This window comes from Rhodocaloribacter sp., assembly GCF_056451265.1.
The window spans coordinates 74199-94912 of the sequence record NZ_JBWOPL010000067.1 but is presented as its reverse complement, the minus strand read 5'-3'; the positions used below and the strand labels follow the sequence as shown (position 1 = coordinate 94912).

The following is a 20714-nucleotide window of genomic DNA, read 5'->3' as shown; positions in this document are numbered from 1 at the left end:
CTCTGCCGCTCGAGAAAGGAGCGCCGAGCGGCAAAGGCGGAACCATTCACGAGAAGCGCGGCTCACCTATCCGGACGGGACCGAGACATTTCTGGAGAACGTCCTCCAGCAAAATCTCGAAGCCGCTATCGAGGAAGCTTTCGGGGAGGATTTTGAAGTCACTATCGAGGAGGCCTTCGGGGAGGATTTTGAAGTCACTATCGACGAGGCCTTCGGGGAGGATTTTGAAGCCGCTATCGAGGACGCTTTCGGGGAGGAATTTGAAGCCGCTATCGAGGAAGCTTTCGGGGAGGAATTTGAAGTCGCTATCGACGAGGCCTTCGGGGAGGAATTTGAAGCCGCTATCGATGAAGCTTTCGGGGACGGCGGGCTGACGGGGGCCATCCATGCTCTTTCCACACGCATCCATGGGATGCAGGAAGACTTCGACGGCGTATTCATCGATGAACTGAGGGCCATCATCGAGGAAGATCCGGGGTCGCGAGAGGCTGGAAAGGCCCTCGAGCTTCTGAAAGGGATCGATGATCCGCGCGCCCGTCACGCTCTCGAAAGGCTGTATCAGTGATTCCGTGAGGGAGTTGTCCGAGCGTTGGAAGGGCCTGGAGACGAACGCCTTTCCGGCATGAGGCCGGATCGGATCCTGCGGGAACGTCTCATTTACCCGCTACGGCGAGCGCGTTTCGGATGGTTTGCAGGAGGTCTTCGCGTAGAAAAGGCTTGCTCATGTAAGCGTGGAAGCCAACCTTGAGGAAACGCTCCCGGTCGCCGGGAAGGGCGTAGGCCGTCAGCGCGAGGGCGGGCGTATCGCGGTGGACGGGCATCTCGTGGAGGCGCTGGAGGAGATAGATGCCGGTCCGTTTCTCTCCGAGGTTGATGTCGAGAATGAAGAGGTCGAAGCGGGCGTCGGCCGCCGCCTGGAGCGCCTCATCGATCCCCCGCGCCAGCGTCAGGCTGAAGTGGGTTCGGAGCTGGTATTCCAATAATTTCTGCGTATCGAGATTGTCCTCGACGACGAGAAGTCGCGGGCGTTCTTCTCCTGGCATGGATGAATAATGCGTGGACCGATCCGGGTACTGAGAAGTTGAGGCGGCTAAGAATCGGTCGAAGGTGCGTGGAAATCAAAGAAAGGGGGAATCATTAATGCGCCATAATGGAAAGTGCCGACAAAATAGAAAAAAATCCCGAGATAAATCTTTAGAATTTCCATCGAATCTGTATGCGTAGTTCGCGGAGGCGGTTGCCGGGCGTCTCGTCGAGTCCGGAACCGACCGTCTCTACGTCTTCGAATCGCGTGACGGCGAGCTTGATTTGAAGGGTCAGGTGGTCGTCGGGAGCGATCTTCGCGAGCGCGTACATACGTTGCCCGCGGCCCGAGAAGGAGGGCACGGCGAAGGTATAGAGCAGGTCGTTTTCATACGCAAAGACGCGCGCGTCGAAGCTGTCCGTGTCGAAGAGGGCGAGGCGGGCGTCGACCTGGAGCCAGGGGCGGGGTCGCCAGCGCACGTCCTGATAGACGAGCACGCCGTACGCGTCCGGCTCCCCGGCCTCGAAGAAGCGCACGGCTTCGAGGCGGGCGCGGAAACGGAGGGCGCGGCTGAATTGATAGTCCCCGTGGAGGCGAAGCGACTGTCGAGTGCGGGGGCGCACGCCGTCGAGGAGGCGGCCGCTCGCGTCGAGCAGTTTCGCGCCGGCCTCTTTCGTCTCGGTGCGCGCCTGTGCGTACACCGTGATCCACCGGCGGGGATGGTGTTCGACGACGAGGAGCGCTTCGTGGCCCGCCGTCGGGCGGGGGACGCCGAAGCGGAGCCACGGGAAGCGGTACTGGTCGAAATAGCCGGAAATGAGCCATCTCGGGTCGGGATGGAGCCGGAACCCCACATAAACGCCCGTTTCGTTCTGCGTGGCTCCGTTCCGCTCGCCGAAAGCAAAGCCGTGCAGGCTGACGAAGTCTTTCGGGTATGTGCGGAAGAGCACGACCGCTTCGGCGTCCGACGAGAGTTGCGCCGTCACGCCTCCGACGCCGCCGAAAACATTGCCGGGTGCGCGTGCCGCCTCGCCGAAGAACGTTGCGAAGCCGAGCGGCGCATGGCCGTACACGCCGATCATGGCGGCGCGCTTGCCCGAGAAGTCGAAGCGTCGGAAGGGGGCGTCGCCCGGGCGCACGGTGCGGTCGAACGTTGCGTGATAGCCCACCACGCCCACCCGGGCCAGGCCCGTGGAGAAGCTGACGTCGCCGCCGATGAGGGTCTCGGTGAGCGCGTCTTTTCGGGCGAGTTCGGTGGGGGTGCGGTGGAGGCCGCTCGTCGAAAAGGTGGTCGTCACGCCGACCGGCTCGCCGGGTTCGAGCGCGGTGGTGTCGGGTTCGAGCACGGAGGCGTCGAGGCTGCGGCGCGAGGCGAAGCCGGAGAGGGCCAGCCGGGGCGTGAGCATGACCGTGGCGGCGAGGCCCCGGAAGAAGCGGTTCTCTTCGGTGGAGCCGTAGGGCCGGATGCCGGAGCCGAAGCGCGTCACGGGCCGGACGGTCTCGCGGCTCTTCCCCGGGGCGAAACTCCGCCAGAGCACCACGCCTTGCCCGAAGCTCGCGTCGAAGTCGCCGACGACGAGCGTCTTGATCCGCCCGAAGTCGGCAAGCGCGAGGTGTGCCGAGACGTAATCGTACCCATACGTGTTCGTCCTGGGATCCCATTTGAAGGGCTCGCCGGGGTCTTTGTCGAGGGTCAGGTTCAGGCTGAAGCGGCGTCGAAAGCGCGCGCGGATGCGGGTATAGAGCCGTTCGGGCGAGCCGAGGTACGTCGTGCGGGAGGTGTCGTCCGAGAAGCCGCGCCCGAGGTCGAGGCGGCGCGTGACGCGCTCGATGAGCTCATACTGAAGTCCTCCGAGGATTTCGCGGAAAGAGGGGGGCGGCGGATAGCGCGACGGGGAGGGAGCCGTCGGTTCGAGCGTCTTGCCGATGGTGAGATAGGGGCGGGCGCGGTCGTACACCTCGTCGGTCATGCCCTCGATGGTCCGAAGCTCGGGAATCGAGCCGAAGAGGCCGAAGTTCTCCCGAAACCGCACGATCTTCTGGGCAAGCGGGAGGCTGATGGCCGGGATCTGCGCGAGCTCCTCGGCCGTGGCGGCGTTGATGTCGAGCGGGTTCTCGGCGAGGTAGGTGAGCCGCTCGACGAGCTGGGTCGGGTCGCCGTTTTCGACGTCGAGGTCTTCAAGGGCGTTCTCCACGTCTTGCTCGACCGTTGTCGTGTCCGGTTCGACCTGTGCGCGCGCGGGGACCGCGAGCGTGAAGAGGACAAGCACGGTGAGGAGGTGCGGCAGCGGTCGCCGGGCGCTGCCGGTGCGAGGGGCGAGGGGAGAAGGAGCGCGCGGCATGGCCTCGCTCACCAGAGCACGCTGAGGGAGAACGCGGGCGACCAGCCGAGCACCTCGTGCCGTTCCGCCGCCACGTCGGCGGCGAGGCGGCTCAGGCGGACGCCTACGCCCGTGGTGAAGCGGGTCGGCTCGGTGGTGACGCCGGCCCGGAGCGCGAGCGCCTGCACCGGAAGGACCTCCAGCCCGGCGCGCAGGGAGAGGGGGAAACGGACGTCCTTGACGGCGTCGGCGAGGAGGCGGAAACGCGGATCGGGGAGGTAACTCAGGCCGAAGGAAAGGGTCCGCTCGAACTCCTCGCGCCCGGCGAGCCTGGGTGCGTTGAGGTTCGTCGCCTGAAAGCCGGCGTACACCTTTGGGAGCACCGCCGCCAGCCAACCGACCGAGAGCCCCACCGTGCCCCGGCTGCCGTATTTCTCGATCGAGACCTGATAATACCGCAGGCGCACCCCGAGATAGATCTTGCGGGAGGTGCCGAGGCTGAAGCCGCGTGCGTAGCCCAGGTCGAGGTGCGACTCCCGGAAGCCGTCGAAGCCGAAGGTGCGCGCGCCGAGGGCGAACGTGCCGAAACGCGTCGGCTCGACAAGCTGCATCGCGCCGAGGCGAAGCTCCGAGAGCCCGAACGCTTCGCTGGCAAAGAACGATACGGCGCGGCCCTCGCGCGTGGCCCACACGGCGGGGTTGCCATGGCCCCATACGTCATCGTGGAGCGCGGTGGCGGCGCTGCCGAGCGCCACCGCGCGCGCGCCCCCTTCGAGCGACTGCGCCGGGGCCGTTCGTGCGAAACAAGCCAGACAACCGAGAAGAAGCAAAAGGAAAGGACGGTGCGTGTGCATTCCGGAAGAAGGACCCGCGCCGATCATGGGCGCGCGTGAGAGAAATACCAGGGAAAAATTGCAGGGGAGAGGCCGATCTTGGGGCAAAAGTACTCCCGGAAGAGGCAGAAATGCCAGTGAGGAGGCGAGAAATAATCGACGCCCTTCTCGGAGAAACATTTCCTGCGCGAGGGGTATATTCCCTTTCCTTTCGCCCTTTCCCGGTGCGCCGCGCAAAACCTTTCGGTTCACAGCGTCGCGCGCCGGGTCATCGAAGCCACGTTTGAGCCCATGCAAGTCATCGAAAACGAAGCCGGTCTCAGCCGGGACGTTCCCGAGGCGTTCACCTTCGTCGAATCGTCCGGCGGCATCGAGGAATACCGACTGAAAAGCAATGGCTTACAGGTGCTCCTGCTGCCCGAAGCGGCCGCGCCCGTGGTCACGTTCATGGTCACGTACCGTGTGGGCAGCCGGAACGAGTCGGTCGGTCTCACCGGCGCGACCCATTTTCTCGAACATCTGATGTTCAAAGGCACGGAGCGCTTCAACAAAGAGAAGGGGACCACCATCTTCAACGTGCTTCAGCGGGTGGGGGCACAGGTGAACGCGACCACATGGCTCGACCGGACCAACTATTATGAGCTTCTTCCGAAGGAACACCTTGCCCTCGCCATAGAGATCGAAGCCGACCGGATGCGGGGCGCGCGCATCAGTGCGGAAGACCTCGAGAGCGAACGAACGGTGATTCTCAACGAGTTCGACCGGGGCGAGAACGAGCCGATGCGCAAGCTCTATCACGCCGTGTGGACCGCCGCCTTCGTGGCGCACCCGTATCATCATCCCACCATCGGCTGGCGAAGCGACATCGAGCACGTGACCACCGCGGGGCTCCGGCATTTCTACGACACGTTCTACTGGCCGAACAACGCCACCGTCAGCATCATCGGCGACTTCGACCGGGCGGAAGCGCTCCGGCTCGTGGAGGCTCAATTCGGGAAGATCCCTTCCTCGCCCGAGCCCATCCCGACGGTGTACACGGAGGAGCCCGAACAACGCGGGGAGCGGTGGCTCGCCGTGCGGCAGGCGGGGCAGCTCGGCTCGGTCATGATCGCCTACAAATCGCCCGCCGCCCTCGACCCCGACGCCGACGCGCTCGACGTGCTGGCGGTGGCGCTCGCCACGGGCAAGAACAGTCGTCTCTACCGTCGCCTCACCGACCAGGGATTGACCACCCACGTTTTTGCTTCGGCTTCGCGGTTCCGGGACCCCGGTCTCTTCTACGTGCTCGCCATGCTCGCGCCGGAGCGGACGCACGAAGAGGTGGAGCGCGCCATCGGAGAAGCGCTCGAAGAGATCAAGGAAGAGGGACTTTCGGAAGCCGAACTCGCGCGGGCGAAGAGCCAGCTCAAGGCGGAGGAAGCCTTCAGCCGGGACGGCCCGTTCGCCGTCGCCAGCCAGCTCAACGAGGCTATCGCGGCGGGCGACTGGAAGCTGTACACCACGTACCTCGAACGCATCGACCGCGTCACGCTCGAGGACGTCCGGCGCGTCGCGAGCGCCTACGTCGTGGATGAGCGAAAAACGGTCGGGCACTACATCCCCACGCGGGACGACTGATCCCACCGCCGCCTTTCTTTCTCAAAAAAACAAGCTTGTTCCATGTCCATCGATACCGAGACCAGGCCCTTCGCTGAACGTGTGGAAGAGCGCCGGGCGGGAGCGTGTCGGATGCTTGCCCTTCGCACCCCCGTGCGCGACGTCGTGGCGATCCGGGGTTCCTTCAAAGTCTACCCCGATTTCGCCGAGGGTCAGGACCTGGTTCAGGATCTGGCCGTGTTGCTCCTCGACAAGGGCACGCGCCGCCGGGACCGCTTCGCCATCGCCGAGGCACTCGAGAGCCGGGGTGCGCAGCTTCAGTTCTTCTCCGACGGTCTCCGGGTGGTTTTCTCCGGTCGTGTCCTCCGAGACGATCTGTCCGAGGTGCTGGCCATTCTGGCGGAGGAACTCATCGAGCCGCTTTTCGACGCCGGGGAATTCGAGAAGGCGCGGGCACAACTGGCCGCCTCGCTCCGGCGCTCGATGGAGAACACGGCTTCGCAGGCTTCCGCGGCGCTTTCCCGGCGGATCTATGGGCGGGCACATCCGAACTATCAGCCCCCGCCGGAAGAAGACCTCGAGCGCCTCGCTACGATCACCGTGGATGACGTGCGGACCTTTCACGCGAAACACTTCGGCGCGAACGACCTGACGACGGCGCTCGTCGGCGACCTCGATGTGGAGGCTGCCGAGGCCGTCCTGCGGGAGCGCCTGGGCGCGTGGACGCCGGGCACGGAGCAGGCGTCGTATGCCGAGCATGCCGAGGAAGAAGCGCCGGGGCGCAGCCTCGTGCCCGTCCCGGACAAACAGAACGTGGACGTCCGCATGGGACACGGCCTCCCGGTGCGACGCCAGGATGCGGCGTACCTCCCCCTCTTCCTCGGCAACTTCATCCTCGGCGGCAACTTCTCCGCGCGCCTCATGAGCGTCATCCGCGACGAGATGGGGCTGACCTACGGGATCAATTCCAGCCTGTATGGCATCAGCGCCGACTATGAGGGACACTGGCAGGTCGGCGTCACGCTGAGCCGGGAAAACGTGCAACGGGGCATCGAAGCGACGGTGGCCGAGGTGCAACGCTTCGTCGAAGGTGGGGCGACCGAAGCGGAGCTGGCCGAGAAGCAGACCACCGTCACGGGGAAGTTCAAAGTGGATATGGCGACGACCACGGGGCTGGCGGCCACGCTCCTCCGAAACGCCGAGCGTGGCTTCGACGTCGGGTACCTCGACCGTTTCCCCGACGAAGTCTCCGCCGTGACCCTCGAGGCGGTGAACGAAGCCGTCCGTCGGTATTTCCACCCGGATCGGTTCCAGCTCGCGATGGCGGGCATGCTGCCGGATGAGGTGGCGGTGTGAGCGGAGCAGGCTACCGCTGCGGGATGACGAGCGCGAGGATGATGTAGACGAGCAGGCCGGGGAAACCCGCGAAGAGGACGCTCGCGAGCACGTATCCGACGCGGACGAGCGTGGGGTCCCAGCCGAAGTAGTCGGCGATGCCGCCACACACTCCGGCGATCATCTTGTTGTGGCGGGATCGGGTCAGGCTTTTCGTCATGCTCATCGATGGGGTTTGAGGTTGATGGTTCCGGAGCACCGGGCATCGAAGGGGCAGGCGGTATCAACTGTCGCGGATGATTTTGATGCGCTCTTCCGGGGTCAATTTCGGCGGCTTGTCCGGGTTCGGCATGATGATCGCCAGGATGAAGTAGGCCAGGATGAACGGACCCCCGGAGGCAATCGTGCCGATTACGAAGGCGATACGAACGAGCGTCGGGTCGATGCCGAAATATTCCGCGAGGCCGGCGCACACGCCCGAAATTTTCTTGTTCCGCGATTTCTGGAGTCGTCGTTTGACCTGGGTCGCCTTCACCTTGGCGCGGGAGCTCGAAGCGGCGCTTCGCTTCGCGCTGCTTGCTTTGGAGGCGCGGGCCCGGGCGCTTTTGCGTGAACCGGCTTTCCGAGCCGCGGCCTCGGCGCGCATGCGCGCGCGTTGTTTCTTCCGTTCGGGGCTCCACGAGAGCACGCCGAAGCCTAGCAGGATGATGAGGATGCCCGCCAGCCACGGGAGCATGCCCGCCAGCAGACTGAAATCGAGCCCGTTCCACAGGCCGAGTTGTTGAAAAATGTAGCCAACCCCGACGAGGATCAGCGAAAGCCCGGCGATGGTGGGCAGGTTGAAAGGACTTTTCGAAGAGGTGTCATCCTCCTCGAAAAGCATGGCTTCGAGTTCCTCTTCCGTCAGGTTTTCGAGGTTGAGAAGGTCCTCCTCTTCCGCTTCGTAAAGGAATGCCGAGGCGTCCTGTTCTGGCTCTTGTACGGATCTGCGAGTGCGCGTCTTCATCCTTGATGAGGTCCCGTTTTAGGTGTCAGGCGTGTTACGGTTCTTCGCTCGGAGAGGTTACGGTGGGCGCCGGCCGGACGACCTCGTGCTCGGTGACGAGGATCGAGACGGGGACGTCGTGCGGCTCCGAAGGCACGGACTCGACGAGGCATTCGGCATAGACCGGACACAGCGTCGGCACGGTGAGCCCGGCGAGAAACTCGTCATAATAGCCGAGTCCCTGTCCGATGCGAAAGCCGTTGCGTCCGGCTCCGAGCGCAGGGACGATCACGAGGTCGAGCGCTTCCGGAGGAACGGTTTCCACACCAACGGGTTCATGGATGCCCCATCGGTTGACCCGGAACGCGGTCTCGCCGGTCAAACGGACGTGACGGAGGCGCGGCATACCGGCTTTCGCTCGTCCAAAAGTAACAACGACGGGAAGCACGATTTGTTTGTTTTTCGTCGCCAGATGGGCGATGAGTGGGCGCACATCCACTTCGCGACGCGCCGTCATGGGCCAGTAGACGTGGATCGTCTCGGCCTGCCCGAGTTCCGGTACGGTCAGCATGCGCGCGACGATGGCGCGGGAACGCGCGCGGTATTCCGCCTCGCTCAGTCGCGCGCGAAAGGCGCGAAACCGTTCGCGGAGTGCTTCTTTGGCCTGTGCGGTCGTTTCCACAGGATGAGCGATTGGGGAAAGGAGCGGGTTTCCGGTGAAACTACGAAACGCGCGCGACATACCAGGGATCGTTCACCGACCAGCGGAAGATGCTCATGCATGAGAACCACGAGCCGGATCGTCTCGCCGCGTTCGAGGCCTATCGGGCGCGCATGAACCGGCGCATCCTCGACGAGAAAAAGCACCTCGGCACGAAGCGCTTCTTCAGTCTCGACGCCGCCGCCTATCGGGACGGCGCCCTCGAAGCCCGTACGAAGGAACTGCTCGGCCTCGTCGCCTCGATGGTGCTCCGGTGCAATGACTGCATCGACTATCACCTCGGCAACTGTGTGGCGGCGGGCTTTTCGGATGAAGAACTCGATGAGGCCATGCACGTGGCGCTCGTCGTCGGCGGGTCCATCGTGATCCCGCATCTGCGGCACGCCGTCGAGACCATCGACCTTTTACGCGCCCGTGAAAATACGGAGGATTAGGCGGGAACGGGCTTCGGGCAAGGAGGCGCGCGGCACAAGAGGCGCCCGTTTACGTTGGAATTGCCTTCCTGATGCTTTAAATTATCTCGTCTGTGCATAGACGGACGTAGGACGGCTCCAGCCTGCCGAATTCGCGGCGGTCGGGCCGTTTTTAAACAGTGACCGAGACCAACCTTCATGTTCGATAGTCTTAGCGAAAAACTTGAAGGCGCCCTGAAGAACATCAGCGGACAGGGGCGCATCAACGAGCTGAACATCACGCAGTCGATGCGGGAGATTCGGCGCGCGCTGCTCGATGCCGACGTGAACTATCAGGTGGCGCGGGACTTCACCGAGCGCGTGAAGGAAAAGGCGCTGGGGGAGGAGGTGCTCAAGTCCGTCTCGCCCGGGCAGCAGCTCGTCAAGATCGTCTATGACGAACTGGTGCATTTTCTCGGAGACACGCACGTCGACGTCACGTTCTCGCCCCGGCCGCCCACGGTGATCCTCGTGGCCGGGTTGCAGGGTTCAGGGAAGACGACGTTCTGCGGAAAGCTGGCGAACTACTTCAAGAGCAAGGGGCGCGCCCCCATGATCGCTGCCGCCGACGTATACCGTCCCGCCGCCGTCGATCAGCTCAAGATGCTTGCGTCCTCCATCGACGTGCCGGTGTACTCCGTAGAGGAAGACGGCAAGATCGTGCAGGACGCCGTGCGCGTGGCGCGCGAAGCGCTCTCCGAGGCCCGCCGCAAGGCACGCGACATCCTCATCATCGACACCGCCGGACGTCTCCACGTCGACGAGAAGATGATGAAGGAGGTGGCGGACATCAAAAAGGCCGTCGAGCCGACCGAGATTCTGTTCGTCGTCGACGCCATGACGGGGCAGGATGCGGTAAACACCGCGCTCGAGTTCAATAAGCGCCTCGACTTCGACGGCGTGGTGCTGACCAAGCTTGACGGCGACACGAGGGGCGGCGCGGCGCTCTCGATCCGCTCGGTCGTGCGCAAGCCGATCAAGTTCGCCTCCACCGGGGAGAAGCTCGACGCGCTCACGCCGTTTTACCCGGACCGCATGGCCCAGCGCATCCTCGGCATGGGCGACGTGGTGTCTTTCGTGGAGCGGGCGCAAGAACAGTTCGACGCCAAACAGGCGGAGAAGCTTCAGAAGAAGATCCGCACCGAGTCGTTCAACCTCGAGGACTTCAAGGATCAGCTGGAAAAGCTGAAGAAGATGGGGTCGATGCGCGATCTGCTCGGCATGATCCCCGGCGTCGGACGTCAGGTGCGCGACCTCGACATCGATGACGATGCGTTCAAGCATATCGAGGCGTTGATCAACGCGATGACGCCGGAGGAGCGTCGTCGTCCCGAGATCATCAACGGCTCCCGCCGCCGTCGCATCGCCGCCGGGAGTGGTCTCGAAGTGCAGGACGTGAATCAGTTGCTGAAGCAGTTTCGGGACATGAAGAAAATGATGAAAACCATGACCAAGCTCATGGGCAAAGGTCGAAACGTTAACCTGTCGCAGCTGCTGGGCGGCAGGTGAGCGCGGAGCCTTAAATCGAAAGAGAAACTACAGACAACCAACCAGAGATAGACGTGTCAGTCAAACTTCGTTTACGCCGGATGGGCCGCAAAAAGCGCCCGATATACGCCGTGGTGGCAGCGGATTCGCGGAGTCCCCGCGACGGTCGTTTCATTGAGGACCTCGGGCGGTATGAACCGTTGCACGAGCCTGCCCGCGTGCAGTTGCGCAGCGACCGGGTGCTGTACTGGCTCGAAAACGGCGCACAGCCCAGCGAGACGGTCCGCAGCCTTTTGAGCCGACAAGGGCTCATGCTGGCGCTTCACCTGAAACGCAAAGGGGTCCCCGAAGAGGAGATCTGGGCGAAGGTGGAGGCTCACTGTGCCACCCGTGCCGAGAAGGACCTCAAGACCATCAAGCTGACGCCCCGCGCCCGTCGCGAGGCGGCCCTTGAGGCCGAGCGCAAGGCTGCCGCCGAGCGGGAGGCCGAGGAGGCCCGGAAGCGCGCCGAAGCAGAGGCCAAAGCCAAGGCGGAAGCAGAGGCGGCTCAGCGGAAGGCCGCCGAGGAACGCGCCCGAGCTGCCGCCGAAGCGAAGGCCGCCCAGGAAGCCGCCAACGTGGCACAGGCTGAGGTCGACGCTCCTCCGGTGGAAGCCAAGGCCGAGCCGGAAGCCAAAGCCGAGCCGGAAGCCAAGGCCGAGCCGGAAGCCAAGGCCGAGCCGGAAGCCAAGGCCGAGCCGGAAGCCAAGGCCGAGCCGGAAGCCAAAGCCGAGCCGGAAGTCAAAGCCGAGCCGGAAGCCAAAGCCGAGCCGGAAGCCAAGGCCGAAGAGAAAAAGGAAGAATAGAGGATGGGTTGGGGTGGTCGTTTGCCGGGAGGCGAAGGCCGTCCGCGCCCGGAATCCGTAATCGCTTTGGAAAAGGGAAGCCTGTTGCTGATGGGGAAGATCTTTCGGGCGCACGGCGTGCGCGGCGAAGTGAAGGTCTGGCCCGAGACAGACGACCCCGGACGTTTTCGTGGGCTTGCCACGGTCTTTCTCGGAACCGACTCCGCGCGCGCACAGCCGCAGACCGTCGAAGCCGTGCGTTTCCAGCAGACGCGGCGCGGCACGATGGTCGTGCTCAAGCTCGAAGGTGTCGAGACGAGGGACGCCGCCGAAGCGCTGCGAAAGACAGGCGTCTTCGCACGAGCAGAAGACCTGCCGCCGCTTGCGGAGGGTGAGTTCTTTTTCGACGATCTCGTCGGGCTCGCGGTGAAGGACGAAGCGGGCAAGGTGCTCGGGCGCGTCAAAGACGTGCTGGAGATGCCGGCCCAAAACATTTTGCTACTGGAGCGTAAAGGAGGAGCGGAGGCGATGGTCCCCGCCGTCGCCCCCTTTCTCGTCGACGTAGACTTTGACGCCGGTTGCGTCGTGATTCGTCCCATCGAGGGGCTGCTCGACTGATACCGGCCCAGCAAGGGATGGCGCTCTTTTCTCCGCCGCCCCGACCGTTTTGGATGATGCGAATTGACATTGTGACCGCGTTGCCGGAGATCGTTGCCGGGCCCCTGGAGCACAGCATCCTCCGGCGCGCCCGGCAAAAGGGGCTGGTGGACGTCCGCGTCCACGACCTCCGGCGCTACGCGACCGACAAGCACCGAACGCTCGATGATTACCCCTTCGGGGGGGGCGCCGGGATGGTGCTCAAGCCGGAACCGATCTTTGCATGTATTGAAGCGTTAAAGGCCGAGGCCGAAGCCGAAGGGGGCGCCGTCGACGAGGTCGTCTACCTCACGCCCGACGGCGAACGGTTCGACCAGCGCATCGCCAACGAGCTTTCCATGAAGCAACACGTGGTGCTGCTGGCCGGACACTACAAAGGCGTCGATCAGCGGGTGCGGGATGTGCTCGTCACGCGGGAGCTGTCCATCGGCGACTATGTGCTCAGCGGCGGAGAGCTGCCGGCCCTCGTCGTCGTCGATGCGCTCGTCCGGCTGATCCCCGGGGTGCTCGGGGACGCGACCTCGGCGCTGTCCGACTCGTTCCAGGACGGGCTGCTCGACGCGCCGGCATACACCCGGCCCGCCACGTTTCGCGGCATGAGCGTGCCCGACGTGCTTCGCTCCGGCGATCACAAGAAGGTGGCGGCCTGGCGCGAAGCCGAACGCTTGCATAAAACACGAGAACGCCGCCCCGACCTCCTCGGAGACGAGTGAGGTCGCTCGGCGCTTACCTGTTTCAAACCTTCGCTGTCCGCAGTGAACCGTATTCCGTTAACCGAAAAAAGCTCATTCAGCTTACGATAAAGGAGGCGCGCCATGGCTACCGATTACATTAACCTGGTTGAGGCGACCCAGCTCAAAGACGATGTGCCCGAGTTCGCCGCCGGCGATACCGTCAACGTTCACGTTCGCGTCGTCGAGGGCGAGAAGGAACGGATTCAGCAGTTTCAGGGCGTCGTCATCGCGTTCAAGGGTTCCGGGGCGCGGCGCACCTTCACGGTGCGAAAAGTCTCGAACGGTGTGGGCGTCGAGCGGATCTTCCCCGTGTTTTCGCCGAAAGTCGCGAAGATCGAGGTTGTGCGTTACGGACGCGTTCGCCGGGCGAAGCTGTATTATCTGCGCGAGCGCCGGGGGAAATCCGCCCGTATCCGCGAACGCCGCCGGTAAACGCCTCCGGGCGCACCACGGCTCTTCAAGCTTTCCCGAAACCGCCGGCTGTGCGCGCAGACCGGCGGTTTTTGGGCGTATGGGTCCATGATGAAAGGCGGCTCTCGGCCCGACCCATCGGATCGAGCCGTCTCTCCATCCTCAGGCAGCATACCGCTATGCGACTGGCCATCTGGAACGAACCGACCGCCGAGTTTCTCGTCTCGGGTTTTCTGTCCGGTGCGGCGCCGTCGGACGTCGAGATCGTGCGCGGCAGCCGGGCCGAATGTGAACGGTGGCTCCGGGCGGGGCTCGCCGACGTGGCGCTCGTGCCTGCGCTCAGCGTGCTCCGGGACACCGAGGCCTTCGATGCGTTGCCCGCCGTCGCCCTCTCGACGTGGGACTATCCCTTCGCCCGCCTCGTCACTCGGGAAAAGCTCGACCGCCCCATTCGCACGCTTGCCGTCGATCCACGTTATGCCCAGGAAGCGCTCGTGGCGCGCATCATCCTGAGCGAGCACTACGGCGCCGAGCCTGTGCTCAAGCCGTACGAAACGCCCGCCTTGAAGGAGATGCTCGCCGCCGGAGAGGACGCCGCCCTCATCATCGGCGTGGATGCGCCGGGGCTGCAGACGCCCCGCTACGCGATGGACCTGGGGCAGGAATGGTACGAACTCACCAACTACCCGATGGTCTGGGGGCTTTTCGCCACGCGGAAGGGGGAGGCCGACGAACCCTTCGCCCGCATCCTCCGCGACGCCGTCGCCGCCTCGGACGAACAACGCGATCTCTGGCTGCAGACCCGGGAGACGTATCCCGAACTCCATTCGTTCTACCTCGAAAACCTCCGCGTCCGCCTCGACGACCTCGCGCTGGCAAGCCTGACCAAATTCGGCGACTATCTGTATTTCTACGGCGTGACGGAGGAGACCCCTCTGCTGCCCCTCATTGCCATCGCCGACGATGAGGAAGACGAGCACCGTCCACTGCTCTGACTTCATTTCCACGCCAAAAACCCATGGCAGAAGGCATCAAAGTCATCACGACCAACCGGAAGGCGCGTCATGAGTACGCCATCGAGGATACCCTCGAAGCGGGGCTCGCGCTGACCGGAACCGAGGTGAAGGCGCTCCGCGAAGGGCGCGCCAACCTCCAGGATGCGTTCTGCGCGGTGGAAGACGGCGAGATGTATCTGTATCAGGCGCACATCGCTCCCTATCGCCACAGCCACCACGTCAACCACGACCCCACGCGCAAGCGAAAACTCCTCCTTCACCGCCGCGAGATCGACCGCTGGGCGAAGGCGGCGCGGCAGAAAGGGTATACGATCGTCCCGCTCAAACTGTATTTCCGGAACGGGGTCGCCAAAGTGGAGATCGGGCTCGCGCGCGGGAAAAAACTCTACGACAAGCGCGCCGACATCGCCGAGCGTGATACGCGCCGCCGCCTGGAACGGGCGAGACGGGGCGGTCTCGCCGAATGACCCGGACGCCGGGAAGGGGTGTCGCCCGATCCGTACAGTCGCCCTTTCCCACAGGACGCTCCGGCCGCTTTTCACGGTCGAGACGCCCGCCGGAGGAGGGTCCGGGAACCGGGTCAGGCGGGAAAGGTCTGGAACGTATAAGCTCTGGCGCATCGTGCCTTTATTTTGGCCCTGGCATACGATCGTTCGAGGCGCGATGTTTGACCCCTGGAAGCCTCGTTGACGTGTGTGAACGTGCTCCCGCATGCGTGCGCACGCACGAGGCTATTGTGGAATAATGGGCCGAGCGCCGACAAGACCGTGACCGTCAAGACCTTCATCGGCATCCTCCTTTCGGCGTTCATGTGGCCCTTAGCGGCGGCGGGGCAGGGGAGCGCCGCATGGTTCGCGCGCGGCGTGGAGGCGTTCGAGGAGGGGCGGTATGCCGACGCCGTCGAGGCGCTCGAAACGGTCGTCCGCGACGACCCCGCGTTTGCCGACGCCTATTACTACCTTGCCCGCATTTTCCTCGAAACACCGCTCCTCGATCCGGGACGAGCCGGAGACGACATCAAAAAGGCCCTCGAGCGCGACCCCGACAACCTCCGCTATCTCGAAGTCGAACTCTGGCGGAAATATTTCCACGGCTCTTCCTTCCTTCCGCTTTATCAGGCGAAGAAACGCATCGATCTCGCGGACCGGATCCTTGAACGCGATCCCGACAATGCCGTGGCGCACTTCGTTCTTGGCGCATGGGCCTTCGAGGGCTTTCGGGAGAATTTCCACGCGGTCGACTTCGGCAGCGTGAGCCGCCGGACGGCGCTCCTTTCGCTCGAAGAGGCGGCGATGACCGACGCGGCTTTTCTGCTCGAAGCACGGCTCGTGGAAACGGAGGGGGAGGCTTCCGTCGTCTTCATCGACGAACTGGGTTCGGGCTTTGAGATCCCGACGACCTCCCGGCACGGCGCCGCCCTCGCCGCCTATGACGACGCCGTCGCCCACCTGAGGCGCGCGCTCGCCGCCGCTCCCGCGTGGCGCGACGTATACACGCTCCTCATGCGCGCCTATGCGCTCCGCGGCGCGTACACCGACGCTTTCCCCGTCCTCGACACGATGCGCGTCCACTTTCCCGATGCCGCCGACACGTGGCTGTATCGCGGGTATTTTCAGGTTCGAACCGGGGATTTCGAAGGGGCGGCCAAAAGTTTTGCGCGCGGCATCGCTCTCATGCCCGCCCGTCAGCGGCGCGCCTTCGAGGACGTGGCATATTTCCTCCCCCTCGTCGAACAGGTCCGGTATGATGCGGATTCGTCCGGCATCGCACGCAGTTTCTGGGAGAGCCGGGACCCGCGTTTCCTCACGCCGCTGAACGAACGCCTTCTCGAGCACGACGCCCGCCTCGTCTATGCCGACCTCCGGTTCGGAGCCATGGAGGAGGGGAAGCGGGGATGGGAGACCGAGCCGGGGCAGGTCGTCGTCCGGTATGGCGAGCCCCCCGCCGAGGCGCAATACACCACCCGAGCCGACCGGTACATGGTCTTCCACTATGGCGACTTCCACTTCAAGTTTATGGATCTCGCCAAGGCCGGAAGATTCTATTTTTATTCCCCTTCCGCTTCTGACTTTGAAGGGTTCCGCCCGCCGCGCGGAGTCTGGGAGAACGACTTCGCGATTCTCGGACCCGAGACCTTTCGGAAGACGCCGGAGCGCTTCGACTTCGATACGGACCATCGCGTGACGTTTCCTTACCGGGCGAGTGCGTTCAAGGGGAAGGACGGCGTGACGGACCTGTACGTCGCGTATGGCGTGCCGCTGTCGCCGGAGGCGGCGGTGCGCACCGGGGCGTTTCTCGTGAAGGGGAACGACGGCCTTGCGGCGGAGCATCGCCGGACGCTCGCTCCGGGGCAAGGGCCGGTGGCCGCGTTCGCGGAGGCGACGTACCGGATCGACACGCACACGCTCCACGTGCCCGGAGGGAAGTATGTGCTTTCGGTCGAGTTCGCGCCCCTGGCGGCGGACACCGTGGAAGGATTTGAACGGACCCGCATTGCCCTGACGGCCTTTCCGAAGGACCGGCTTCGGCTGAGCGACGTGATGCTGGCCTATGGCGTGGAAGAGACGGAAGCCGACGCGCCGCCGCCGGGATGGATCCACCGACGCGATCTCGCCGTGCTGCCCGCGCCGTGGGGCGTCTTTCACCGGGAAGAGCCGATCTATTTTTACTTCGAGATGTACAATCTCGCCCGCGACGCCTCAGGGCAGACGCGGTATGAGGTGGAGGCAGTGCTCGTCAAGGGCGACGATGCGAAGGGGCTCGAAAAGCTCATCCGGAAAGCCTTCGGCGGCGAACGTGCGACGGGCGTCTCGGCGCGGTTCGAGGGCCGGGGGGCGTCGGTCGACGAAGGGCAATATCTCATCCTCGACGCATCATCGGAGAATCCCGGGGCGTATGTGCTTGCCGTCCGGGTGAAAGACCTCGTGCGGGGCACGACGGCCGAAGCCCGGCGGGCGCTCCGGCTCGAATGAGCGTTTTTTTTCATGAATGAGAGGGCGGCTTGAACGTACGGATACGAGGGCTCGGCATGCTGCTCGGGGTGGTGCTCACGGGCATGGCCTCCGGCGGATGGGCGCAGACGGCTGCCGTCCGGGGCTTCGTCACCGATGTGAGCGACGGCCAGGCGATGCAAGGCGTCAATGTGGTGCTCGAAGCGGACAGCGCTTTCATCGCCGGAACGGCCACGGACAAGGACGGCTTCTTCGTCCTTTCCCGCATCCCGGCGGGAACGTATACGCTCCGCGCCACCTTCATCGGGTTCGAACCCTTCGAGACGGCGCTCGCGCTCGCGAAAGGGGAGGTCCGGGCGCTCAACTTTGCGCTCACCCCCGCCGAAGTGGGTCTCGAAGAGGTGATCGTCGAGACGGAACGGGAGGGCGGCGCGGCGCGCGTCACCGCCGGGCAACAGATCATCCGCCCCCGCGACATCGACCGCATCCCGACGCCCGACGTCTCCGGCGACCTCGCGGCGTACCTCACCACGCTCCCCGGCATGGTCAGCCTCGGCGACCGGGGCGGGCAGCTCTTCGTCCGCGGCGGCGAACCGTGGCACAACCTCATCCTCCTCGACGGCATTCAGGTCTATCAGCCGTTCCACATCCTCGGCTTCTTCTCCGCCTTTCCCTCCGACGTGCTCAGTCAGGTGGACGTCTACGCGGGGGGCTTCGGCGCGCGTTTCGGCGGGCGGCTCTCGTCGGTCATCGACGTGGCCACGCGCAACGGCAACAAGCGCCGCTTCGAGGGCGTGGTCTCGCTCGCGCCGTTCGTCAGCGGCCTCCGGGTCGAAGGACCGCTCTGGAAAGATCGCATCTCGGTGATGCTCTCGGGGCGGCTTTCCGTCGTCAGAGAGGCGGGCGAGCGTCTCGTCGCACAGCCGCTCCCGTTCCGTTTCGGGGACCTCTTCGGGAAGATTCACCTCCTCCTCAACCGGAATAATCAGCTCTCGGTGACCGCGCTCCGCTCGTTCGATACCGGGCTCGTAGGCGCGAGCATCAGCGGGCGGCCCGACGAGGAGATCCGGTGGGACAACGAGGCCTACGGCGTCCGATACCTCATCCTCCCGGACCGGCTGCCGATCCTCGCCGAGTTCCTCGTCAATGGGGCGCGGCTGACCTCGACGCTCGGCGCAGGCCAGGGGCCGGAGCGACGCTCGGAGATCGGCCACTTCGGCGGCGAAGGGCACATCACGTATTTCGCCGGCCAATCGGAGTTTCACTGGGGCGTCTTTGCCCGGACCACAAAGCTCGACAGCGAACTGAACGGCCTCTTTCAGTTGCTCGCCCTCGACACCCGCTTCGAGACGGAGGTGGGGGTCTACTTTGAGCCGGACCTTGCGCTCACCCCCGCGGTCCGCGTGCGACCGGGTTTTCGCGTGCATGCCTTTCCGAGCAAGAGGCGCGCGTTCCTCGAACCCCGCGTGCGGATCGTGTGGACGCGCGGCCGGCACGAGGTGAGCGGCGCCCTCGGCGTCTACCATCAGGGCATCGTGGGGCTGAACGATCGTCGCGACGCTGCGAGCGTATTCACCGCTTGGACGGCGACTCCCTTCGGAGGGGTCCCTCGCGCCGTGCACGTCCTGCTCGGGTACCGGGTCCAACCCGCGCCGTGGTTGGAGGTAAGCCTCGAAGGGTTTTTCAAGGATCTGAAAAACCTCTCGGTCCCGGAATGGACGCCGTTCCCCCGCTTCACCACGCGGCTTCAGCCCGCCGAGGGCACGGCGCGCGGGCTCGACCTCCGCGTCGAGTTCCGGTGGCCCCGTTTCTACGGCTTCGTCACGTACGGGCTCTCGTCCGTCGAATACGAAGCGAAACAGCGGTCGCTGCTGCTCTGGTTCGGCACGGAGACGCTGAAGTACCGCCCGCCGCACGATCGCCGGCATCAGGTCAACGTGCTGGCGAGCACGCAGGTGCGCGGCTTCGAGGTGAGCGCGCGGTGGCAGTTCGGCTCCGGGCTGCCGTTCAATCAAGCCTTCGGCTTCGACGGCTTCGTCCTCCTCGACGGTCCCGTGAACGTCTTCGAGGAGCCGGGCAGCCGCCGCGTCATCTTCGACCGGCCCTTCAAAGGCATCCTGCCGACGTATCACCGCCTCGACGTATCCGTCGCCCGGACGTTCGAGCTTCCCTCGGCTCGTCTGACGCTTCAGGCCGGGGCGATCAATGTGTACGACCGGCGCAACCTCTTTTACCTCGACGTGTTCACCCTTCAGCGCGTCGATCAGCTTCCGTTCCTCCCGTCTTTCGGGGTAAAAATGGTTTTCCGATGAGACCACGACGCGCCTGGATCGTCGCCGCGCTCGTGATGGGCGCCGGATTGTGGACCGGATGCGAGACGTCCGTCGATGCGGTGTCGGGGTCCGACGCGGCGTTCTCGCTCTTCGGTTTCTTCAACCCGCTCGCCGACACGCAGGCCGTGCGCGTTTTCCCCGTGGAAGGGCTGCTCGTCACCTCCGGCCCCGATGCCCTCGACGCCGTGGTGACCTCGACGGAACTCGAGACGGGATCGCAGAGGGTATGGCGGGATTCCGTGGTGCAGTTCCTCGACGGCTCGTTCGGACACGTATACTGGTCGCCGTTCCGGGCCGACTTTGCGCGCACCTATCGCCTCGAAGCCGCGCGCTCGGATGGGGCGGTCTCCGTGGCGGAGGTGCAGACGCCCCCCGAGGTGACCCCCGAAGTCCGCGCGCCTGAGATCGACTTTCAGGACGTGACCCTGCCCGTGCGTGTGTCGCCGGAGGCTCCGCGCCTGCTCCGCGTGGAGGTGGTCTATTACACCGGCAAAGCCCTCAACGACACCCTCGCCGTGGACCGGCTCGAAACCGTCATCTCGTATGACGACCGTGTCCTTCTGGAAAGCGATGGATGGCGCATCCCGGTCGATCTCTCCGGCGACCGGGACGTCATCCGGGAAGCCTATTTCGCGCGAAACCTCTTCGTCACGGCTCCCGCCCTTCTCGAACTCACCTTGCGCGTGATGATCGTCAACCGTGAGTGGAGCCCTCCCGGAGGCGCGTTCGATCCCGAGGTGCTCGCCGCGCCCGGTCTCTTTTCAAACGTCGAGCGGGGTCTCGGCTTCGTGGGCGCCGGCTATCCGCTCGCCCTCGACATCCTCCCCGCTGACGACGTGATCAAGAAAGCCGGTTTTACGGTGCTCAATCGCTAGCGGAAGCAGGATCCCGTGAAAAGGGAGGCAGACCCGTCGGGCGTGAACCATGCGCTCAAAGGCGGCGTACTATCTGCGTCCGGCCCGGAGAGAAGTCCTTCGCAGCGTTTTCGGGCAGCCCTTCGGGGGCGGAGCGCGTGACGGTGAGGACCGGATTG

19 protein-coding genes and 1 pseudogene are annotated in these 20714 nt (G+C 64.6%); 14 read left to right on the top strand and 6 right to left on the bottom strand.

Annotation, left to right across the window (positions count from 1 at the left end; translation table 11 throughout):
- A pseudogene (locus tag AC1HIY_RS12140) lies at window positions 1–565 on the top strand (hypothetical protein); the annotation flags it as partial.
- Between the two features lie 88 nt (window positions 566–653).
- Here AC1HIY_RS12140 and AC1HIY_RS12135 read toward each other — a convergent pair.
- From AC1HIY_RS12135 to AC1HIY_RS12125, 3 genes are all read right to left on the bottom strand, one after another.
- Window positions 654–1043 carry a response regulator gene (locus AC1HIY_RS12135; RefSeq protein ID WP_479577005.1) on the bottom strand — a complete coding sequence of 130 codons (390 nt, stop codon included), beginning with the start codon at window positions 1041–1043 and terminating at the stop codon, window positions 654–656.
- A 151-nt stretch (window positions 1044–1194) separates the two neighbouring features.
- Window positions 1195–3366 carry a ComEA family DNA-binding protein gene (locus AC1HIY_RS12130; RefSeq protein ID WP_479577004.1) on the bottom strand — a complete coding sequence of 724 codons (2172 nt, stop codon included), beginning with the start codon at window positions 3364–3366 and terminating at the stop codon, window positions 1195–1197.
- A gap of 8 nt (window positions 3367–3374) precedes the next feature.
- The gene (locus AC1HIY_RS12125) at window positions 3375–4175 is read right to left on the bottom strand and encodes a PorV/PorQ family protein (RefSeq protein ID WP_479577003.1); all 801 of its coding nucleotides are present in this window, start codon (window positions 4173–4175) and stop codon (window positions 3375–3377) included.
- A gap of 294 nt (window positions 4176–4469) precedes the next feature.
- Here AC1HIY_RS12125 and AC1HIY_RS12120 point away from each other — a divergent pair, with 294 nt between their 5' ends.
- Together AC1HIY_RS12120 and AC1HIY_RS12115 are read left to right on the top strand one after the other, a co-directional pair.
- Window positions 4470–5795: a M16 family metallopeptidase gene (locus AC1HIY_RS12120; protein ID WP_479577002.1), complete on the top strand. Its 1326-nt coding sequence runs from the start codon at window positions 4470–4472 to the stop codon at window positions 5793–5795.
- Window positions 5796–5837: 42 nt separating this feature from the next.
- Window positions 5838–7130, top strand: coding sequence for a M16 family metallopeptidase (locus AC1HIY_RS12115; RefSeq protein ID WP_479577001.1), 1293 nt, complete (start codon window positions 5838–5840; stop codon window positions 7128–7130).
- Window positions 7131–7140: 10 nt separating this feature from the next.
- On the opposite strand, the gene AC1HIY_RS12110 is transcribed toward AC1HIY_RS12115, so the two are convergent.
- From AC1HIY_RS12110 to AC1HIY_RS12100, 3 genes are read right to left on the bottom strand one after another with little or no spacing between them, the layout of a single operon-like run.
- Entirely contained in the window at window positions 7141–7335 is a 195-nt protein-coding gene (locus AC1HIY_RS12110) for a PspC domain-containing protein (RefSeq protein ID WP_479577000.1), read from the bottom strand.
- A gap of 57 nt (window positions 7336–7392) precedes the next feature.
- Window positions 7393–8115: a PspC domain-containing protein gene (locus AC1HIY_RS12105; RefSeq protein ID WP_479576999.1), complete on the bottom strand. Its 723-nt coding sequence runs from the start codon at window positions 8113–8115 to the stop codon at window positions 7393–7395.
- Window positions 8116–8149: 34 nt separating this feature from the next.
- Window positions 8150–8776 (bottom strand): 5-formyltetrahydrofolate cyclo-ligase, encoded by a 627-nt coding sequence (locus AC1HIY_RS12100; protein ID WP_479576998.1) that lies wholly within the window; start codon window positions 8774–8776, stop codon window positions 8150–8152.
- Window positions 8777–8871: 95 nt separating this feature from the next.
- Here AC1HIY_RS12100 and AC1HIY_RS12095 point away from each other — a divergent pair, with 95 nt between their 5' ends.
- The 11 genes from AC1HIY_RS12095 to AC1HIY_RS12045 all read left to right on the top strand — a co-directional run bounded on the left by AC1HIY_RS12095 (window position 8872) and on the right by AC1HIY_RS12045 (window position 20556).
- A complete protein-coding gene (locus AC1HIY_RS12095) occupies window positions 8872–9249 on the top strand; it encodes a carboxymuconolactone decarboxylase family protein (RefSeq protein ID WP_479576997.1) in 378 nt (125 codons plus the stop codon).
- A gap of 177 nt (window positions 9250–9426) precedes the next feature.
- Entirely contained in the window at window positions 9427–10776 is a 1350-nt protein-coding gene (ffh, locus tag AC1HIY_RS12090; protein ID WP_479576996.1) for a signal recognition particle protein, read from the top strand.
- A 53-nt stretch (window positions 10777–10829) separates the two neighbouring features.
- Window positions 10830–11600 (top strand): 30S ribosomal protein S16, encoded by a 771-nt coding sequence (rpsP, locus tag AC1HIY_RS12085; protein WP_479576995.1) that lies wholly within the window; start codon window positions 10830–10832, stop codon window positions 11598–11600.
- A 66-nt stretch (window positions 11601–11666) separates the two neighbouring features.
- Window positions 11667–12197 (top strand): ribosome maturation factor RimM, encoded by a 531-nt coding sequence (gene rimM, locus AC1HIY_RS12080; protein ID WP_479576994.1) that lies wholly within the window; start codon window positions 11667–11669, stop codon window positions 12195–12197.
- Window positions 12198–12253: 56 nt separating this feature from the next.
- A complete protein-coding gene (gene trmD, locus AC1HIY_RS12075; RefSeq protein ID WP_479576993.1) occupies window positions 12254–12949 on the top strand; it encodes a tRNA (guanosine(37)-N1)-methyltransferase TrmD in 696 nt (231 codons plus the stop codon).
- A gap of 102 nt (window positions 12950–13051) precedes the next feature.
- Complete coding sequence (gene rplS, locus AC1HIY_RS12070; protein WP_479576992.1) at window positions 13052–13402, top strand: 50S ribosomal protein L19; 351 nt, start codon at window positions 13052–13054, stop codon at window positions 13400–13402.
- 158 nt (window positions 13403–13560) lie between these two features.
- Window positions 13561–14376: an MqnA/MqnD/SBP family protein gene (locus AC1HIY_RS12065; protein WP_479576991.1), complete on the top strand. Its 816-nt coding sequence runs from the start codon at window positions 13561–13563 to the stop codon at window positions 14374–14376.
- 23 nt (window positions 14377–14399) lie between these two features.
- Window positions 14400–14864 carry an SsrA-binding protein SmpB gene (smpB, locus tag AC1HIY_RS12060; RefSeq protein ID WP_479576990.1) on the top strand — a complete coding sequence of 155 codons (465 nt, stop codon included), beginning with the start codon at window positions 14400–14402 and terminating at the stop codon, window positions 14862–14864.
- A gap of 300 nt (window positions 14865–15164) precedes the next feature.
- Entirely contained in the window at window positions 15165–17369 is a 2205-nt protein-coding gene (locus AC1HIY_RS12055; RefSeq protein WP_479576989.1) for a tetratricopeptide repeat protein, read from the top strand.
- A 29-nt stretch (window positions 17370–17398) separates the two neighbouring features.
- On the top strand, window positions 17399–19660 hold the full coding sequence (locus AC1HIY_RS12050; protein ID WP_479576988.1) for a TonB-dependent receptor: 2262 nt from the start codon (window positions 17399–17401) through the stop codon (window positions 19658–19660).
- On the top strand, window positions 19657–20556 hold the full coding sequence (locus AC1HIY_RS12045; protein ID WP_479576987.1) for a DUF4249 domain-containing protein: 900 nt from the start codon (window positions 19657–19659) through the stop codon (window positions 20554–20556). Before AC1HIY_RS12050 ends, AC1HIY_RS12045 begins: the two co-directional genes overlap by 4 nt.
- The last annotated feature ends 158 nt before the right edge of the window (window positions 20557–20714 follow it).

What these genes read in the sequence shown, in the direction of transcription:
- AC1HIY_RS12135 (WP_479577005.1), bottom strand. Translation starts at nt 1,043, where the DNA reads ATGCCAGGAGAAGAACGCCCGCGACTTCTCGTCGTCGAGGACAATCTC.
- AC1HIY_RS12130 (WP_479577004.1), bottom strand. Translation starts at nt 3,366, where the DNA reads ATGCCGCGCGCTCCTTCTCCCCTCGCCCCTCGCACCGGCAGCGCCCGG.
- AC1HIY_RS12120 (WP_479577002.1), top strand. Translation starts at nt 4,470, where the DNA reads ATGCAAGTCATCGAAAACGAAGCCGGTCTCAGCCGGGACGTTCCCGAG.
- AC1HIY_RS12115 (WP_479577001.1), top strand. Translation starts at nt 5,838, where the DNA reads ATGTCCATCGATACCGAGACCAGGCCCTTCGCTGAACGTGTGGAAGAG.
- AC1HIY_RS12110 (WP_479577000.1), bottom strand. Translation starts at nt 7,335, where the DNA reads ATGAGCATGACGAAAAGCCTGACCCGATCCCGCCACAACAAGATGATC.
- AC1HIY_RS12105 (WP_479576999.1), bottom strand. Translation starts at nt 8,115, where the DNA reads ATGAAGACGCGCACTCGCAGATCCGTACAAGAGCCAGAACAGGACGCC.
- AC1HIY_RS12095 (WP_479576997.1), top strand. Translation starts at nt 8,872, where the DNA reads ATGCATGAGAACCACGAGCCGGATCGTCTCGCCGCGTTCGAGGCCTAT.
- ffh (WP_479576996.1), top strand. Translation starts at nt 9,427, where the DNA reads ATGTTCGATAGTCTTAGCGAAAAACTTGAAGGCGCCCTGAAGAACATC.
- trmD (WP_479576993.1), top strand. Translation starts at nt 12,254, where the DNA reads ATGCGAATTGACATTGTGACCGCGTTGCCGGAGATCGTTGCCGGGCCC.
- rplS (WP_479576992.1), top strand. Translation starts at nt 13,052, where the DNA reads ATGGCTACCGATTACATTAACCTGGTTGAGGCGACCCAGCTCAAAGAC.
- AC1HIY_RS12065 (WP_479576991.1), top strand. Translation starts at nt 13,561, where the DNA reads ATGCGACTGGCCATCTGGAACGAACCGACCGCCGAGTTTCTCGTCTCG.
- smpB (WP_479576990.1), top strand. Translation starts at nt 14,400, where the DNA reads ATGGCAGAAGGCATCAAAGTCATCACGACCAACCGGAAGGCGCGTCAT.
- AC1HIY_RS12045 (WP_479576987.1), top strand. Translation starts at nt 19,657, where the DNA reads ATGAGACCACGACGCGCCTGGATCGTCGCCGCGCTCGTGATGGGCGCC.